The organism is Aeromonas sp., from assembly GCF_051657805.1.
GTDB lineage: Bacteria > Pseudomonadota > Gammaproteobacteria > Enterobacterales > Aeromonadaceae > Aeromonas.
In genome coordinates this window covers 786,714-803,222 of record NZ_JBOFLJ010000024.1, presented here as the reverse complement: position 1 = coordinate 803,222, position 16,509 = coordinate 786,714, and the positions used below count along the sequence as shown (strand labels likewise).

At 62.4% G+C, this 16,509-nt stretch carries 16 protein-coding genes; 12 read left to right on the top strand and 4 right to left on the bottom strand.

Translation table 11 applies throughout. The annotated features are described in order from the left end of the window. Positions 1-47 precede the first annotated feature (47 nt). From metN to queG, 3 genes are all read right to left on the bottom strand, one after another. Entirely contained in the window at positions 48-1,091 is a 1,044-nt protein-coding gene (metN, locus tag ACRCYW_RS12710) for a methionine ABC transporter ATP-binding protein MetN (RefSeq protein WP_438550440.1), read from the bottom strand. Between the two features lie 710 nt (positions 1,092-1,801). Next, positions 1,802-2,545, bottom strand: a complete 744-nt coding sequence (ppgK, locus tag ACRCYW_RS12705; RefSeq protein WP_438550439.1) for a polyphosphate--glucose phosphotransferase — start codon at positions 2,543-2,545, stop codon at positions 1,802-1,804. A gap of 82 nt (positions 2,546-2,627) precedes the next feature. Beyond that, a complete protein-coding gene (gene queG, locus ACRCYW_RS12700) occupies positions 2,628-3,791 on the bottom strand; it encodes a tRNA epoxyqueuosine(34) reductase QueG (RefSeq protein ID WP_438550438.1) in 1,164 nt (387 codons plus the stop codon). Between the two features lie 123 nt (positions 3,792-3,914). Here queG and ACRCYW_RS12695 point away from each other — a divergent pair, with 123 nt between their 5' ends. The 10 genes from ACRCYW_RS12695 to ACRCYW_RS12650 all read left to right on the top strand — a co-directional run bounded on the left by ACRCYW_RS12695 (position 3,915) and on the right by ACRCYW_RS12650 (position 14,565). Continuing rightward, the gene (locus ACRCYW_RS12695; protein ID WP_438550437.1) at positions 3,915-5,414 is read left to right on the top strand and encodes an NAD(P)H-hydrate dehydratase; all 1,500 of its coding nucleotides are present in this window, start codon (positions 3,915-3,917) and stop codon (positions 5,412-5,414) included. A gap of 17 nt (positions 5,415-5,431) precedes the next feature. Next, positions 5,432-5,905: a tRNA (adenosine(37)-N6)-threonylcarbamoyltransferase complex ATPase subunit type 1 TsaE gene (gene tsaE / locus ACRCYW_RS12690; RefSeq protein WP_438550436.1), complete on the top strand. Its 474-nt coding sequence runs from the start codon at positions 5,432-5,434 to the stop codon at positions 5,903-5,905. Next, positions 5,896-7,422 (top strand): N-acetylmuramoyl-L-alanine amidase, encoded by a 1,527-nt coding sequence (locus ACRCYW_RS12685; protein ID WP_438550435.1) that lies wholly within the window; start codon positions 5,896-5,898, stop codon positions 7,420-7,422. The genes tsaE and ACRCYW_RS12685 overlap by 10 nt, the downstream gene beginning before the upstream one ends. A gap of 176 nt (positions 7,423-7,598) precedes the next feature. After that, on the top strand, positions 7,599-9,482 hold the full coding sequence (mutL, locus tag ACRCYW_RS12680; protein WP_438550434.1) for a DNA mismatch repair endonuclease MutL: 1,884 nt from the start codon (positions 7,599-7,601) through the stop codon (positions 9,480-9,482). A gap of 45 nt (positions 9,483-9,527) precedes the next feature. Continuing rightward, on the top strand, positions 9,528-10,463 hold the full coding sequence (miaA, locus tag ACRCYW_RS12675) for a tRNA (adenosine(37)-N6)-dimethylallyltransferase MiaA (RefSeq protein WP_438550433.1): 936 nt from the start codon (positions 9,528-9,530) through the stop codon (positions 10,461-10,463). 73 nt (positions 10,464-10,536) lie between these two features. Further along, positions 10,537-10,800 (top strand): RNA chaperone Hfq, encoded by a 264-nt coding sequence (gene hfq / locus ACRCYW_RS12670; protein WP_011704864.1) that lies wholly within the window; start codon positions 10,537-10,539, stop codon positions 10,798-10,800. A 63-nt stretch (positions 10,801-10,863) separates the two neighbouring features. Further along, a complete protein-coding gene (gene hflX / locus ACRCYW_RS12665) occupies positions 10,864-12,150 on the top strand; it encodes a ribosome rescue GTPase HflX (protein WP_438550432.1) in 1,287 nt (428 codons plus the stop codon). 91 nt (positions 12,151-12,241) lie between these two features. Further along, positions 12,242-13,393: an FtsH protease activity modulator HflK gene (gene hflK, locus ACRCYW_RS12660; RefSeq protein ID WP_438550431.1), complete on the top strand. Its 1,152-nt coding sequence runs from the start codon at positions 12,242-12,244 to the stop codon at positions 13,391-13,393. 3 nt (positions 13,394-13,396) lie between these two features. Further along, complete coding sequence (gene hflC, locus ACRCYW_RS12655; protein ID WP_438550430.1) at positions 13,397-14,281, top strand: protease modulator HflC; 885 nt, start codon at positions 13,397-13,399, stop codon at positions 14,279-14,281. Positions 14,282-14,376: 95 nt separating this feature from the next. Further along, complete coding sequence (locus ACRCYW_RS12650) at positions 14,377-14,565, top strand: DUF2065 domain-containing protein (protein WP_438550429.1); 189 nt, start codon at positions 14,377-14,379, stop codon at positions 14,563-14,565. A gap of 89 nt (positions 14,566-14,654) precedes the next feature. Here ACRCYW_RS12650 and ispB read toward each other — a convergent pair whose 3' ends face one another. After that, entirely contained in the window at positions 14,655-15,626 is a 972-nt protein-coding gene (gene ispB / locus ACRCYW_RS12645; protein ID WP_438550428.1) for an octaprenyl diphosphate synthase, read from the bottom strand. A 242-nt stretch (positions 15,627-15,868) separates the two neighbouring features. Here ispB and rplU point away from each other — a divergent pair, with 242 nt between their 5' ends. Both rplU and rpmA read left to right on the top strand, forming a co-directional pair. Next, complete coding sequence (gene rplU, locus ACRCYW_RS12640) at positions 15,869-16,180, top strand: 50S ribosomal protein L21 (protein ID WP_005304210.1); 312 nt, start codon at positions 15,869-15,871, stop codon at positions 16,178-16,180. 17 nt (positions 16,181-16,197) lie between these two features. Further along, the gene (gene rpmA, locus ACRCYW_RS12635) at positions 16,198-16,455 is read left to right on the top strand and encodes a 50S ribosomal protein L27 (protein WP_005911261.1); all 258 of its coding nucleotides are present in this window, start codon (positions 16,198-16,200) and stop codon (positions 16,453-16,455) included. The last annotated feature ends 54 nt before the right edge of the window (positions 16,456-16,509 follow it).

Genomic DNA, 16,509 nt, shown 5'->3' with positions numbered 1-16,509 from the left:
TCCAGCTGGATAAGATGGCAGAGTCGCCGAGGATGGGGCGCAGCAGATTAGTCATTGCTTCGGACATAGCCCATTACCTCCAGCTGAATGTGGTTGTCGATGAAGAACTGTTGGGAGGCCTCGCACTGGGCCTCGTCCCCGAACAGCTCGGCCAGCAGGAAGCCGAACTTGACCCCGCCGGCGTATTCGATGTCCGCACTCAGTATGCTGATATCGATGTTGAAACGGCGGCTCACCTCGGAGATCAGCGGTGAGTCGACGGTCGAACCGGTGAAGCCGAGCTTGACCAGGGGGTAGCTGCCGGGCACTCGCTCCGGGCTCATCCGCTCCTGGTACTCCTGCGGCACCTCCAGATGGATGGTGGAGTGAATGAAGTCACGGGCCAGTTGGGTCTTGGCGTTGCTGAAGAACCAGGCCACTTCCCCCTGCTCGATGAGGCTGCCGTCGCTGATGATGGCGACCTCGTCGCAGATCCCCTTCACCACGTCCATCTCGTGGGTGATGAGCAGGATGGTGAGCCCCAGCTTGACGTTGATCTCTTTGAGCAGGGTCAGGATAGAGCGGGTGGTCTGGGGATCCAGGGCCGAGGTGGCCTCGTCGCACAGCAGCACCTTGGGAGCGGGCGCCAGGGCTCGGGCGATGGCGACGCGCTGCTTCTGACCGCCGGACAGCTCGGACGGATAGGCCTGGGCGCGGGCTTCCAGCCCCACCAGGGACAGCAACTCTTCGACTCTATGTTGGATCTTATCCTTGCTCCAGCCAGCCAGTTCCAGTGGGAAGGCGATGTTCGCGAACACGGTGCGGGAAGAGAGCAGGTTGAAGTGCTGGAAGATCATGCCGATCTGGCGGCGAGCCTGGGTCAGATCCCGCTCGGGCAGGGCCACCAGATCCTGGCCATCGACGATGACCTGACCCTCGGTGGGGCGCTCCAGCAGGTTGACGCAACGAATGAGGGTACTCTTGCCGGCACCGGAGGCGCCGATCACCCCGAAGATCTTGCCTTGGGGCACATGCAGGCTGACATCACGCAGGGCGTGCACGGCATCACTGCCTTTACCGTAGACTTTGTTGAGACCGATCAACTTAATCATGGATTCTTCCGTGCTAACAGCCTTAAAGCACAGGGCGCTACAGGCGGGTGAATTGGGCAGAGGTTTCACTGGGTTGCTCTGTCATTATGGAGGATGATGCTAAGATGTCTGGATGGCCATGTCAACGCGTGTTTCTACGTCTAGACGTCTAAAAAATGGATAAGGATTGCCGCCATCCGGCTATGGCGAAGAGGGTCTGGAGAGTCATGAATATATAATTCGAAATACAAACCAGAGTGCCGTTCATATGACGGTGTGTGAGTCGCAAGCCGTTGTTTCACTGGTTTTAGTCGGGAGCCTGTCTGGCTGTTCCCAATGCCTTGTTCACAAGATGACATGAATATTATTCCCTTGTCTCGATCTCTTTTTTTATCCTCCCGGTGAATTTAGAACAATAAACAGTCAGTTCACGGTGAGCCTGCTTTTTATTCAGGGACTATCCTGTGCTAGGAAGGGGCTGGATGGGGTTCAGGGACGCCGGATCGGGGTGGGCCGTTTGAGTGGTACTTTATCGAGGGACGTGATGTGTGGCAGGGTGTAGGGGATGTGCATGGTGGCCGCCGGTATTACCTTACAGGCAGAGAATCTGTCTTCTCATAAAGAGGGTGTCAGGAGAGGTTGCCCTGCGCCGGGACAACCTGGCGTCTCCCCTGTGCAACACGAGAGAGGCCCGGCATCTGCCGGGCCTCTCCAGTCTCGGGGAGCGGGGATCACTTCCCTTGCTGGGCCTCGGCGTAGAGGGCTGCGCCTATGATGCCCGCCTGGTTGAGGCTGGCCGCCGCCACCAGGGGGGCTCGGGTCTCAATCTTGTCGATGAACTTGTCGAGCTTGGCGGCGCTGCCGCCCCCCAGGATGAAGAGGTCGGGGGAGAACAGGAACTCCAGCCGGGCCAGATACTTGTTGAAGCGCTTGCCCCAGCGGCTCCAGGATAGATCCTCGCGCTTGCGCACCGCATCTGAGCAGTAGTGCTCGGCAATCATGCCTTCCAGCATCAGGTGCCCCAGCTCGGTGTTGGGGAGCAGTTGGCCGTTGACGAAGATGGCGGTGCCTATGCCGGTGCCGACCGTGATGAGGATGACGACCCCCTTGCGATCCCGGCCTGTGCCGAAGCGCATCTCGGCGATGCCCGCGGCGTCGGCGTCGTTGAGCACGTGGCAGGGCAGGCCGGTCACGTCCGAGAACAGGTGAGCGGCATCGGTCTCGACCCAGCTCTTGTCGATGTTGGCGGCGCTCTTGGCGATGCCGTTGTGGATGATGGCGGGGAAGCCGCACCCCACCGGCCCCTTCCACTGGAAGTGCTCGACCAGCGCCTTGAGGGTGTGGGCGATGGCGGCCGGCGTGGCCGGCTGTGGAGTGGCCAGGCGGTGGCGCTCGCCGATGATCTCGCCGGTCTTCGTATCGACCAGGCAGCCCTTGATCCCGGAGCCCCCTATATCTACTCCCAACATCTGCATCAGAATCTTCCTTTTTGTGTGCCGACGATCAAACTCGGCAGAGCATGAAAAAATGGCTGACATCAGGCAAGGGTTTGATCACTCAGGCGTGATCTGGCAATCCTTTTTCGATGCAGCGGATCAGCAACTTCGTCTTGCGGTTCTCATCCTGCCGGCGCCTGGTCAGGGTCGCCAGCGCCCAGTCGATGTGCTCCGCCACCATGGGGTCGGCGCTCTCCAGCGCCTGTTGCAGCGCCGCCTCCACCTCGGGGCTGGCGGGGCCGTTGCCCAGCGCCACCGCCAGGTTGCGGCGCCAGCGCCGATAGCCGATGCGGCGGATGGGACTGCCCTCGGTGTGCTTGAGAAAATCGCTCTCGGCCCAGCGCCACAGCTCGAGCAGGGGAGGGCGATGCAGGTTGGGGCGCGCCTTGAAGTCCTCCTCCGGGCTCGCATCCGCATAGCGATTCCAGGGGCAGATGAGCTGGCAGTCGTCGCAACCATAGATGCGGTTGCCCATGAGGGGCCGAAACTCCTCGGGGATGGGGCCGTCGTTCTCTATGGTGAGATAGGAGATGCAGCGCCGCCCGTCCACCACATAGGGCGCGACTATGGCCCCGGTCGGGCAGATGTTGATGCAGGCCACACACTTGCCGCACTGCTCCTTCTCCACCGGCGCGTCCAAAGGCAGCGGCAGGCTGATGAGCAGCTCCCCGAGGAAGAAGAAGGAACCCGCCGATTCGTTGAGCAGCAGCGAGTGCTTGCCCACCCAGCCGAGCCCCGCCTTGGCGGCGAGGGGCCGCTCAAGCACGGGGGCCGAGTCGACGAAGGGGCGCCAGCCCAGCGTTTCATCGAGCGGCAGGCCTGCGGCCAGGGCGAGTGCCCGGCAGCGCTGCTCGATGCGCTCCCCCAGCTGCTTGAGGCGATTGCGCAGCACCTTGTGGTAGTCGCGCCCGAGGGCGTAACGGCTGATGTAACCCAGGGTGGGATCCCGCAGGGTGCTGGCAAAGCCGGCCTCGAAGGGGAGGTAGTTCATGCGCACCGACAGCACCCGCTGAGTGCCGGGCAGCAGTTCATGGGGGCGGGCGCGCATCATGCCGTGTCGCTCCATGTAGTCCATGCTGCCGTGATAGCCCGCATCCAGCCAGGCCTGCAGTCTGGGCTCCTCGATCCTGAGATCGGTGTCGGTGATCCCGGCCTGGTCAAATCCTAGCTCGCGTGCCCAGAGCTTGATATCTTGGGCCAGCTGATGGAGTTCGGCTGCCGTCATGCTGCGCCGCTTGTCCTCTGCCATGCAGACGAAAGCAGGGGGGACGCACAGGGCGTCGGCCAAGGCCGCGGCATGGGCCCGGTGCAAGGCCGGATTGCTGGATGATGGGGGTGGGGAGCCGTCATGGTGCAGGTTATCGAAGGTGTTATCAGCAAAGATGAAGGCCTCAGTCTAGCACAGCCCCTGTGGCGCACCGAGCAGATCCGTCTGCTGGAACGGCGCTGGGCCGAGACCGAGGGGGGTGATACCTATGAGCTGATGGAGCGGGCCGGTGGCGCCTTGTGCAACTATGCCCGCCACCATTGGCCCCAGAGCCGCCACTGGTGGATCTTCGTCGGCCCGGGCAACAACGGCGGCGATGGCTATGTGCTGGCCCGTCTCGCCCGGCGGGTCGGCCTCGACCCCATAGTCATAGCTGCGCGAGCCCCCGAATGGCTCAAGGGGGACGCGAGGCGAGCCGCCGAGGCCTGGCTGGGGGCCGGTGGTGCCGTGGTGCTGGCCGATGAGGTCGATCCCGGCCTGCTCCCTGCGCCGGATCTGGTGGTGGATGCACTGCTCGGCACCGGTGTCCATATACCGCTGACCCCTTCCATGACAAAGATCGTCGCAACCATCAATGGGTTGTTGGCCCCCGTGCTGGCGGTGGATCTCCCCTCTGGCCTCAACGGCGACACCGGCCGCGCCATGGGGGCCATGGTGCGCGCCACCCGTACCCTCACCTTCATCGGCATCAAGCAGGGGATGCTGACCGGTGATGGGGTGGACGGCGTCGGTCGGCTCGACTGCGACCCCCTGGGGGTCACCCCGCCGGATGAGATCTCCCCCGCCGCCTGGCGCGTCGATTACCCTGTACTCCTTTCCTGCCTGTCACCGCGCCCGCGCTCGGCCCACAAGGGGGATAACGGCCGGGTGCTGCTGGTGGGGGGCAATCTCGGCATGCAGGGTGCCATACTGCTGGCGGGCCAGGCCTGCCTGCGGGCGGGGGCCGGGCTGGTGCGGCTCTGCCAGCACCCGAGCCTGCCTCCCGCCAGCCTGGTGCAACCCGAGCTGATGGGGTCAGGCGGGGACTATGCTGGCTGGGCCGGGGTGCGGGTGCTGGGCCCCGGGCTCGGGCGGGATGAGTGGGCCCGCGCCCAGTTCGAGCGCGAGATGAAGGCCCCCGGCACCCTGGTATTGGATGCCGATGGATTGAATTGGCTGGCGCAGGGGCCCCGTCATCAGGATAATTGGGTGCTTACGCCCCACCCGGGGGAGGCGGCCCGCTTGCTGGGTTGCGCCGTCGCCGAGGTCGAGGCGGATCGCTTCGCCGCCGTCACCCTGCTGCAGCAACGCTATGGCGGTGTGGTGGTGCTCAAGGGGGCGGGGTCACTCATCAGCGATGGGCGGCACATCGTGCTTTGCAGCGAGGGCAACCCCGGTATGGCCAGTGGCGGCATGGGGGATCTGTTATCTGGTATAATCGCCGCCCTCCTGGCCCAGGGCTGGTCCGCCTCCATGGCGACCTGGCTGGGGGTCGCCATCCATGGCGAGGCCGCTGATCTGGCTGCGGCCGACGGGGAGCGAGGCATGCTGGCATCGGATCTGCTGCCCTGGATCCGCCGTCTGGTCAATCCGACACAGTAACAAGTTATAAGAAGAGCATGGCAAAACAGTTGATGATGACACTGCCGGATGAGGCAGCAACGGTGGCACTGGGTGGACGCCTGGCACAGGCGTGCCAGCAGGCGACCACGGTATTTCTGCACGGCGCCCTCGGGGCCGGCAAGACCACCCTGACCCGCGGCTGGGTGCAAGGGCTCGGCCATCAAGGCAAGGTTAAGAGTCCGACCTATACCCTGGTGGAACCCTATGAACTGGCCAACTGGCAGGTCTATCACTTCGATCTCTATCGACTGGCGGATCCGGAAGAGCTGGAGTTCATGGGCATCCGGGACTATTTCGGTGCCGATACCCTCTGCCTGGTGGAGTGGCCGGAAAAAGGGGAGGGCTGGCTGCCCGCACCCGATCTCGAGATTACCCTGACGTATGTAAACGAGCAGCGTGAGGCCCGGATAGTGGCCCGCACTGCTATTGGCGAAGCCATTCTGGAACGGTTGTCATCTCAGTGCGCTTGATCCTTGTCGTAATGCTTTCCCTGCTGGCCCTGCCCTCTTATGCGAATCAGCTCAAGAGTGTGCGGGTATGGCCATCGCCGGACAACACCCGGGTGGTGCTCGACATGAGCAGCGCCCCCAATTTCAACTACTTCACCCTGTCCGGCCCGAGCCGCTTGGTGATCGACCTGAAAGGGGCGAGCAACGCCGCCAATCTGGCGCGCATCGAGAACAACAGCGAGCTGGTGCGCAAGATCCGGGAAAGCACGCCGGTCGACAAGGGCAGCATGCGGCTGGTGCTGGATCTCAGCTCGGCCATCAAGCCGGTGGTGTTCCCGCTGGCCCCGGCCGGCCCCTATGGCCACCGTCTGGTCATCGATCTGCCCTATGAAGAGAAGGGGGCCGCCGCCGCCGCCCAGTCCAGCCCGGTGGGAGGCCACGGCAAGCCCATCGTCATCGCCATCGACCCCGGCCACGGCGGGGAAGACCCGGGATCCATCGGCCCGCGCCGCACCTACGAGAAGAGGGTGACCCTCTCGGTCTCCCAGAAGCTGGCGGCCCTGATCGACCGTGAACCCGGCATGCGTTCCGTGATGACCCGCCGCGGCGACTACTTCGTCGACCTGAACAAGCGCTCCGAGATCGCCCGCAAGGCCAAGGCAGACCTGCTGGTGTCGGTGCATGCGGACAGCTTCCACAACTCCACCCCGCGTGGCGCCTCCGTCTGGGTGCTGTCGACCAACCGCGCGAACCGCGAGATGGGCAGCTGGCTGGAGAAGCAGGAGAAGCAGGGTGAACTGCTGGGGGGCGTCGGCAAGGTGTTGGCCGAATCCGATCCCAACCCCTATCTGGCGCAGACCTTCCTCGACCTCTCCATGGACAAGTCCAGGGCCGAGGGTTACGAGGTGAGCCGCCAGATCCTGCGCTCCATGGGCAAGGTGGCCCGGCTGCACAAGAAGGCCCCGGAGCACGCCAGCCTGGCGGTGCTGAAGGCCCCCGACATCCCCTCCGTGCTGGTGGAAACCGGCTTCATCTCCAACCACGCGGAAGAGAAGCTGCTGGCCACCGCCAGCTATCAGGATCAGCTGGCCCGCGCCATCTTCGAGGGGATCCGCACCTATTACCGCAGCCACCCGACCAAGGGCCCCATGCTGACCGGCAAGGGACAGAAGGCCGTGGTGGCCAGCCAGCCGGTACAGAAACAGGCGGTGGCCGCACCCCAGCAGCAGGTGGTCAACCGCATGCCGGCGACCAGCCGCAGCAGTGACGGCGGGGCCCCGGTCAGCAGCGTGGGCAGCGCCTCGGGCGCCGGAGTGATCAAGCCCTACAAGGTGGCGGCCCAGGAGCCGAGCAGGCCGGTGAGCAGCACCCAGAGCAACGACAAGTCGCAGATGATCCGCCACGTGGTCACCCGCGGCCAGAGCCTCTCCCGCCTCGCCGAGAAACACGGGGTGAGCCAGGCGCGGCTGGTGGAGATCAACAAGCTGAAGTCGCGGGATATCCAGATCGGGCAGGTGCTCTATATCCCCAGATCCTAAGCGTCGGGGATAAGGGCCACCCGCCCAGGGCTGCGGATGGTCGCCCCGCCTCCCGCGGGGCGGCACTGGGGGCCATCCCGTAGTCAAGGTGCGGGGTCGCTGGCCCAGTTCGGGCAAATCCTCCGGCGGGCCAGACCCTCATCCCCAGGCGATACCAAAGAACTCAGGAGTCAGCGATGCCGATCCGTATATTGCCCCCCATACTGGCGAACCAGATCGCCGCCGGCGAGGTGGTGGAACGCCCCTCCTCCGTGGTGAAGGAGCTGGTGGAGAACAGCCTGGACGCGGGGGCGGACCGGATCGAAATAGACATCGACAAGGGGGGCGCCAAGCTCATCCGCATCCGTGACAACGGTAGCGGCGTGGCCAAGGACGAGTTGGTGCTGGCCCTGTCCCGCCACGCCACCTCCAAGGTGGCGACCTTGGACGATCTGGAGGGGATCAACAGCCTCGGCTTTCGCGGGGAGGCGCTCGCCTCCATCAGCTCCGTCTCCCGCCTGACCCTGACCTCCCGCACCGCCGAGCAGAGCGAGGCCTGGCAGGCAGCGGCGGAGGGGCGCGAGATGAACGTCACCATCAAGCCGGCGGCCCATCCGGTGGGCACGACAGTGGAGGTGGTGGATCTCTTCTTCAACACCCCGGCCCGGCGCAAGTTCATGCGCAGCGAGAAGACCGAGTTCGCCCACATCGACGAGCTGGTGCGCCGCATCGCGCTCTCCCGCTTCGATGCCACCCTGATCCTGCGCCACAACGGCAAGGTGGTGCGCCAGTACAAGGCTGCCAATACGGTGCAAGAGCAGGAGCGGCGTCTCGCCGCCGTCTGCGGCACCCCCTTCATGCATCACGCCCTGGCGGTGGAGAGCGAACACAGCGACGTGCGGCTCTGGGGCTGGCTGGCTACCCCGGCCGGTGCCAGACCCCAGAACGACCTGCAATACACCTATGTCAACGGCCGCATGATGCGCGACAAGCTCATCAATCACGCCATCCGCCAGGCCTATGACGAGCTGCTGCCCCCGGATCGCTTCGCCGCCTATGTGCTCTACATCGAGCTGGATCCGCGCCAGGTGGACGTGAACGTACACCCCGCCAAGCACGAGGTACGCTTCCATCAGGCCCGCCTCATTCACGACTTCATCTTCCAGGCCCTGTTCGGTGCGCTGCACCGGGAGGCGGTGGCAGCCGATCCTGTGGATGCCCCCCTTGCCAGCAGTCAGGTCGATCTGCCCTCTGCGCCACCAATAGACTATCCCGGCCAGGCCCCGCGCCCGGAGTGGTACGGTGCCGAGCACAGCTACCGGGCCCCGGCTCCGTCACAGCCAAGATCGGTGAGTGAAGGAGGCGCGGTGAGGGCCGGTGGCTATCAACCCCCCGAGCCGCCTCGCGCTGAGGCCATGCGGGGCATGGGAGCCCTGCTCACCACCTTGCCCATCGCGGCCGAGGAGCCGGCTCCCGCCCAGGGGCAAGGGGGCAAGGCCATGGACACCGGGGGTTATCGCGCCCTGACCCTGGTGGAGCAGGCCTATCTGCTGATGGAGCGTCAGGGTCAGCTGGCCCTGCTCTCCCTGGTGCGGGCGGAGCGCCTGCTGCTGCGCCACTGGTTGCTGGATGCCTGGGGTCAGGGGCTGGCGGCCCAGCCGCTGCTGTTGCCGGTCTCCTTCAAGCTGCCGAAAAACCTGATCGCCCTGGTGGAGCAGCAAGAACGTCTGCTCAAACGGGTGGGGTTGGAGTTGAAAAGCGGCGGGCGCGACACCATGATCCTGACTCGGGTGCCGGCCCTGTTGCGCCAGACCGATCTGGTGCGCCTCTTACCCGAATTGCTGCAGTTGATCGAGAGCGGATCTGACAGTGATGGAGACCAGCAGGCTCAGGTAGTATGCCAATGGCTGGTGGAGCAGGGCATAAGCGCCGAAAAAATATATGATTTTTCAACGGCCAGTCGATTGCTGACGGAACTTGTATCCGATTTCAGTGACCAACTGGCAGACCCTCGCATGGTGCGTCCGCTCTCGCTGGCGACCGTGCTGGCAGAATTTGCACCGGCCGGCCAAGGGCAGTGAACAACCTCGGGGTTGTCCCTTGCGACCTATACCCGGTGCCAGAGGATGATAAACGTGGCTGAGTTGCCGACTGCAATTTTTTTGATGGGGCCGACGGCCTCCGGCAAGACGGATCTCGCCATCGAACTGTGCCAGGCGCTGCCCTGCGACATCATCAGCGTGGACTCCGCGCTCATCTATCGTGGCATGGACATAGGCACCGCCAAGCCGACCCCAGCCGAGCTGGCGCAGGCGCCGCACCGGCTGATCGACATCCTGGATCCGGCCTTGAGCTATTCCGCGGCGGACTTTTGCCGCGATGCCCTGCGGGAGATGAGTGATATCGCCGGGCGGGGTCGTATCCCGCTGCTGGTGGGGGGCACCATGCTCTATTTCAAGGCGCTGCTGGAGGGGCTTTCCCCCCTGCCGCCTGCCGACCCCACCATCCGGGCCGGGATAGAGGAAGAGGCCTCCCGTCTCGGCTGGCAGGCGCTGCACGACGAGCTGGTGCGCATCGACCCGGTGGCGGGAGCCCGCATCCACCCGAACGATCCGCAGCGGCTCAGCCGGGCACTGGAGGTCTATCGCATCAGTGGCAAGACGCTGACCGAGCTGACCCAGGTTCAGGGGGAGGGGCTGCCCTATCGGGTGCACCAGTTTGCCATCGCGCCCTCCGATCGCGCCGTGCTGCACCAGCGTATCGAGCAGCGCTTTGACAAGATGCTGCAGGGCGGGTTCGAGCAAGAGGTCAGGGCGCTCTATGAACGGGGGGATCTCACCCCGGATCTGCCTTCCATCCGCTGCGTTGGCTACCGCCAAATGTGGGACCATCTGGCGGGGGAAGTCGGATATGATGAGATGCGTTATCGTGGCATCGTGGCCACCCGCCAATTGGCCAAGCGTCAGATGACCTGGTTGCGCGGCTGGTCTGATTTGACCTGGTTGGAATCTGGTGAGTCTGGCAATCTGGCAAGGGTCGTCGCCCGTGCTGGTGCGGCTTGACACTCCCTGTATAATCAGGTTGTTATATTGATATCCGGTGTTTTAAAAACAACAAACTATAAGGAAAAGAAAGATGGCTAAGGGGCAATCTCTCCAAGACCCGTTTTTGAATGCGCTGCGCCGTGAGCGGATTCCTGTTTCTATCTATTTGGTCAACGGCATCAAACTGCAGGGTCAGATCGAATCGTTTGACCAGTTTGTCATTTTGCTGAAAAACACCGTGAGCCAGATGGTTTACAAGCACGCCATTTCTACCGTGGTGCCGGCCCGCGCCGTCAACCATCACCAGCACGCCCCGGGCGCCGCCGGTGAAGAGCAGGGTGAAGCCGAGGCGTGATAGCTGGCGGCGAGCAGACTCGCCAACTCGGATTCATCGTGAAAACTGTTAAGGAGCAAGCGCTTGTTTGACCGTTATGAAGCTGGTGAACAGGCCGTTCTGGTACATGTCAACTTCAGTGATGAGGGTGAGCGGGAAGATCTGGAAGAGCTCAAGATGTTGGTGAGCTCTGCTGGCGTCAATGCGCTGGGGGTGATCACCACCAGTCGCAGTGCGCCCAGTGCCAAGTTTTTTGTCGGCAGTGGCAAGGCGGAAGAGATCGCGGATCAGGTGCAGATGCACGGCGCCGACGTGGTCATCTTCAACCATGCCCTGACCCCCGCCCAGGAGCGAAACCTGGAGCGTCTGTTCCAGTGCCGGGTGGTGGACAGGACCGGCCTGATCCTGGATATCTTCGCCCAGCGCGCCCGCACTCACGAAGGCAAGTTGCAGGTCGAACTGGCCCAATTGCGCCATCTTTCTACTCGCCTGGTCCGCGGCTGGACCCACCTTGAACGTCAGAAGGGGGGGATAGGCCTGCGTGGCCCTGGCGAAACCCAGCTTGAAACAGACCGACGCCTGCTGCGGGAACGCATCAAGGCGATTTTGCGTCGGCTCGACAAGGTGGCGAAGCAGCGGGAGCAAGGGCGCCGTGCCCGCAACCGCAACGAAGTGCCGACGGTTTCTCTGGTGGGCTATACGAACGCCGGAAAGTCCACTTTGTTCAACCAACTTACAGATGCCAGCGTGTATGCTGCCGACCAATTGTTCGCAACTCTGGACCCTACCCTGCGTAAATTGGTGATCCAGGATGTGGGTGATGTGATTCTGGCGGATACAGTTGGATTTATTCGACACTTGCCCCATGATCTGGTCGCGGCCTTCAAGGCGACGCTGCAGGAGACCCGCGAAGCGGATCTGTTGCTGCACGTCGTGGACTGCGCCGATGAACAGATGCAGGAGAACGTCGATTCGGTTCAGACCGTTCTGGCCGAGATCGAGGCGGATGACCGTCCCCAGCTGATGATCTGCAACAAGATCGACAAGCTGGCCGACAGGCCCGCCGGTCTGGAGCGGGATGAAGAAGGGCGCCCGGTACGGGTCTGGCTGTCAGCCCAGACCGGGGAGGGCAGTGAATACCTGTTCCAGGCCCTGACCGAATTGCTGGCCGGATCCATGGTCCATCACACCCTGCAGTTACCGCCCTCGGCCGCCAGATTGCGCAGTGCGCTCTATCGGCTCAAGGGCATCGAGCAGGAAGGTTTCAGCGAGGAGGGGGATTTTGTCCTAGAGGTACGCTTGCAAGTGGCCGACTGGAACCGCCTCATGAAACAAGAAGGTGAGAGTTTACAACGCTTTATCAGACATTGATGCGTTCATGAAGATGGGCGCCTAGTGGCCTCGTCGTCGATTGATGTCCGATAGAGATGATATCCATCCGCATGTATTAATGGAGACGCTGATGGCTTGGAATGAGCCTGGTAACAACGGCAAAGACCGTGACCCTTGGGGGAATAACGGCAAGAATCAGGGACCCCCTGATCTGGATGAGATGCTGCGCAAGGTGAGCCGCCGTTTTGGTGGCCTGTTCGGTGGCGGCAAGTCGGGTGGCGGTGATGTGGGCAAATTTGGCCTCTCCATCGCCCTGGTGGTCGCCGTGGTGGTGTGGGTCGTCAGCGGCTTCTACACCATTCGCGAGGCCGAGCGTGGCGTGGTGCTGCGCTTCGGGGAGTATTCCCACAACGTGGATCCCGGTCTGCGCTGGAAGCCGACCTTCATCGACAAGGTGATCCCGGTGGATGTGGAGTCCGTGCGTTCCCTGCCTGCCTCCGGCTTCATGCTGACCCAGGACGAGAACGTGGTCCGGGTCGAGATGGATGTGCAGTATCGCGTGGTTGACCCGGAGCAGTACCTGTTCAGCGTCACCAATGCGGACGAGAGTCTGAGCCAGGCCACCGACAGCGCCCTGCGCTACGTGGTGGGCCACACCAAGATGGACGACGTCCTGACCACGGGTCGTGAGAAGGTGCGTCAGGAGACCTGGCAGGTGATCGATGGCATCATCGAGCCCTACCAGATGGGCCTGCAGATCGTCGACGTCAACTTCCTGCCGGCTCGTCCGCCGGAAGAGGTGAAAGACGCCTTCGATGACGCCATCTCCGCCCAGGAAGATGAGCAGCGCTTCATTCGCGAGGCGGAAGCCTATGCCCGTGAAGTGGAGCCCAAGGCCCGTGGCCAGGTCAAGCGTCTGGAACAGGAAGCCGAAGGCTACAAGTCCCAGATCGTGCTGAAGGCCAAGGGTGAAGTGGCCCGTTTCAACGAGCTGCTGCCCCAGTACCAGGCCGCGCCCGAGTTGACTCGTGATCGTATTTACCTGGAAACCATGGAAGAGCTGTATCAGCAGACCAACAAGGTGCTGGTCGACATGCCTGCTGGCAACAACAGCATGATCTACCTGCCGCTCGACAAGTTGTCTGGCAAGGCGAATGCGGTGCAACCGGCACGTCCGGCGGGTACTCCTGCGGTGGAGCCGGCCCAGCCGTCCAACGAGGGCGCCAACTCTACTCCGACCCCGCTGCGTGGCGGTGACCGTTTCAGCACAGGGAGAAACTAATAGATGAAGAAAATAGCTATTGGTGTCATCGCTGTGGCCGCCATGGTCTGCTTCTCTTCCGTCTTCATCATCGATGAAGGGCAGAAAGGGATAGTGGTGCAGTTCGGCAAGGTGAAGCGCGTCGACTCCGGCGAGCCTCGCCTCTATGAGCCGGGCCTGCACTTCAAGGTGCCGCTCATCGACCAGGTTCGCAAGATGGATGCCCGTATCCAGACTCTGGAAGGCCAGGCGGATCGCTTCGTGACCTCCGAGAAGAAGGACCTCATCATCGACTCCTACGTGAAGTGGAAGATCGAGGACTTCTCCAAGTACTATCTGGCAACCGGTGGTGGCAACAAGATCCAGGCCGAAGACCTGCTCAAACGCAAGATCAACAACGGTCTGCGTTCCGAGATCGGTAATCGCACCATCAAGGACATCGTCTCCGGTGAGCGCAGCACCGTGATGGAAGATGCGTTGATGAAGATGGCGCGCTCCTCCGAGCTTGGCATCAAGGTGGTGGATGTGCGGATCAAGCAGATCAACCTGCCGGTGGAAGTCTCCAGCTCCATCTATCAGCGGATGCGTGCCGAGCGGACTGCCGTTGCCCGTGAGCACCGCTCCCAGGGCCGCGAGCAGGCCGAAATCCTGCGCGCCGACATCGACCGCAAGGTGACCGTCATGATCGCCGACGCCGAGAGTAATGCGCGTCAGCTGCGTGGTGAAGGGGATGCCGAGGCCGCCAAGATCTACGCCGACAGCTACAAGAAGGACCCCGAGTTCTTCAGCTTCGTGCGCAGCATGGAGGCCTATCGCAAGAGCTTCACCGGTGGCAATGACCTCATGGTCCTGAAGCCGGACAGCGAGTTCTTCCGCTACCTCAAGTCGCCCCAAGGTGACAAGCAGTAAGCGGCGAGTAATTCATACAAGGGCCTGATGATTCAGGCCCTTTTTATTTCGGTTGACGAGCCGGTCTTGACGGGGTCGTCCAGAGGGAGAAGGGAATGCTGACATCCGTGTTGATGGGGTTGGGGCTGCTCCTGCTGTTCGAGGGGCTGGGCCCCTTGTTGATGCCGAAGGCCTGGCAGCGGATGCTGAGGCTGTTGAGCGATCAGTCGCCGGAGCAGTTGCGCCGCATCGGCGGCTGCCTGGTGGTGACGGGGGCGGTGATCCTCTGGACGCTGGGCCACTGACCGTGCAACAGTCCGGGCCGAGCCCCGGGCAATGGCAAGACAACAAAAAAGAGGCCCGTGGCCTCTTTTTTATTGAATGTGGACTTCGCTCAGGCGCTGCGCTGCACCGCCATCTCGGCCAGGGCCGCGAGGGCCTGCTTGTGCTCTGAGTCCGGCAGTATGGCCAGCGCTGCGATGGCCTTGTCGGCCTCTTCCCGGGCCTTCTGGCGTGAGTACTCCAGGGCGCCGGTACGATCCAGGATGGCCAGGATCCGATCCAGGTGGTCCATGCCGTTGCGGTGTTCGATGGCATCGCGCACCAGCTGGCGCTCCTCCGGCGAGCCTGCGGCCATTGCCCGCAGCAGCGGCAGGGTGGGCTTGCCCTCGGCCAGATCGTCGCCGACGTTCTTACCCATCTCGTCGCTCTGGGAGCAGTAGTCCATCACATCGTCGATGATCTGGAAGGCGGTACCGAGGTACTTGCCGTAGTCGGTCATGGCCTGCTCGATGGCGGCGGGCTGATGGGTCAGCACGGCGGCGAGGCGGGTGGCGGCCTCGAACAGCTTCGCGGTCTTGCAGTAGATGACCGTCATGTAGCTCTCTTCCGTGGTGTCCGGATCGTTGCAGTTCATCAGCTGCAACACTTCCCCCTCGGCGATGGTGTTGGTGGCATCCGACAGGATCTCCATCACCTTGAGGTTGGAGAGTTCGCTCATCATCTGGAAGGAGCGGCTGTAGAGATAATCGCCCACCAGGACGCTGGCGGCGTTGCCATACAGGGCGTTGGCGGTCTCCCGGCCGCGGCGCAGGTCCGATTCGTCGACCACGTCGTCGTGCAGCAGGGTGGAGGTGTGAATGAACTCTATGATGGCGGCCAGTTTCAGGTGATCTTCACCCTCATAACCCAGGGCGCGGGCGGCCATGACGGTCAGCATGGGGCGCATCCGTTTTCCGCCTGCACTGACAATGTAAAAACCCAGCTGGTTGATCAGGCTGACATCGGACTGGAGCCGGGCCAGGATCAGTTCATTGACCGCCGTCATGTCGGCGGCACAGAGCGCACGGATAGTCTGTTGGTCCATAAGTCTCGTAACGTGACGGCAGCAATTACTGCGTTTTTAGCAATGGCGGGGATTCTACACGATTTCACAATGGGTTACAGTTAAGCGTTTATTCACGGCGAGGGATATGCGCACAAAATAAACTTTTTGCTAAAATGGCCTTGCCTCGGCAAATCGTTCTGCGTAGAATGCCCGCCCATTGTTATAGGTTTTTGCGCGTGTCTGGCCTCGAGCAAAAGACACGCCTTTACGGAGTTAATCAAATGTACGCGGTATTCCAAAGCGGCGGAAAACAACACCGTGTGGCCGAAGGTCAAATCGTTCGTCTGGAAAAGCTGAACGTAGAGACTGGCGCTACCATCGACTTCAACGAAGTGCTGATGGTTGCTGCAGGCGACACTTTTAAAGTAGGTGCTCCTTTCGTTGAAGGTGGCAAGGTTGTAGCTGAAGTTGTGGCTCACGGCCGTGGCGAGAAAGTGACTATCGTCAAGTTCCGTCGTCGTAAGCACCACCGTAAGCAAGCGGGCCACCGTCAGTGGTTCACTGAAGTCAAAATCACTGGCATCAGCGCTTAATTAGAGGAGTCCGATAGATGGCACACAAAAAAGCTGGCGGTTCATCCCGCAACGGTCGCGATTCTGAAGCTAAACGCCTGGGCGTTAAGCGTTTCGGCGGCGAAACAGTTCTGGCAGGCAGCATCATCGTTCGTCAGCGTGGCACCAAGTTCCACCCTGGCACCAACGTTGGCCTGGGCACCGACCACACTCTGTTCGCAACTGCGACCGGTAAAGTGCTGTTCGAAGTTAAAGGTCCGCAGAATCGTAAGTACGTCAGCATCGTTGCTGAGTAATTACGGACCGCAAGGATCCAAAGCCCCGCCAACAGGCGGGGCTTTTGTTTTTCT

Excerpts from the sequence above, each read along its gene's own strand:
- ppgK (WP_438550439.1), bottom strand. The coding sequence starts at position 2,545 with ATGCAGATGTTGGGAGTAGATATAGGGGGCTCCGGGATCAAGGGCTGC.
- hflC (WP_438550430.1), top strand. The coding sequence starts at position 13,397 with ATGAAGAAAATAGCTATTGGTGTCATCGCTGTGGCCGCCATGGTCTGC.
- miaA (WP_438550433.1), top strand. The coding sequence starts at position 9,528 with ATGATAAACGTGGCTGAGTTGCCGACTGCAATTTTTTTGATGGGGCCG.
- mutL (WP_438550434.1), top strand. The coding sequence starts at position 7,599 with ATGCCGATCCGTATATTGCCCCCCATACTGGCGAACCAGATCGCCGCC.
- hflK (WP_438550431.1), top strand. The coding sequence starts at position 12,242 with ATGGCTTGGAATGAGCCTGGTAACAACGGCAAAGACCGTGACCCTTGG.
- ACRCYW_RS12695 (WP_438550437.1), top strand. The coding sequence starts at position 3,915 with ATGGTGCAGGTTATCGAAGGTGTTATCAGCAAAGATGAAGGCCTCAGT.
- rpmA (WP_005911261.1), top strand. The coding sequence starts at position 16,198 with ATGGCACACAAAAAAGCTGGCGGTTCATCCCGCAACGGTCGCGATTCT.
- ACRCYW_RS12650 (WP_438550429.1), top strand. The coding sequence starts at position 14,377 with ATGCTGACATCCGTGTTGATGGGGTTGGGGCTGCTCCTGCTGTTCGAG.
- hfq (WP_011704864.1), top strand. The coding sequence starts at position 10,537 with ATGGCTAAGGGGCAATCTCTCCAAGACCCGTTTTTGAATGCGCTGCGC.
- metN (WP_438550440.1), bottom strand. The coding sequence starts at position 1,091 with ATGATTAAGTTGATCGGTCTCAACAAAGTCTACGGTAAAGGCAGTGAT.
- ispB (WP_438550428.1), bottom strand. The coding sequence starts at position 15,626 with ATGGACCAACAGACTATCCGTGCGCTCTGTGCCGCCGACATGACGGCG.
- tsaE (WP_438550436.1), top strand. The coding sequence starts at position 5,432 with ATGGCAAAACAGTTGATGATGACACTGCCGGATGAGGCAGCAACGGTG.
- rplU (WP_005304210.1), top strand. The coding sequence starts at position 15,869 with ATGTACGCGGTATTCCAAAGCGGCGGAAAACAACACCGTGTGGCCGAA.
- queG (WP_438550438.1), bottom strand. The coding sequence starts at position 3,791 with ATGACGGCAGCCGAACTCCATCAGCTGGCCCAAGATATCAAGCTCTGG.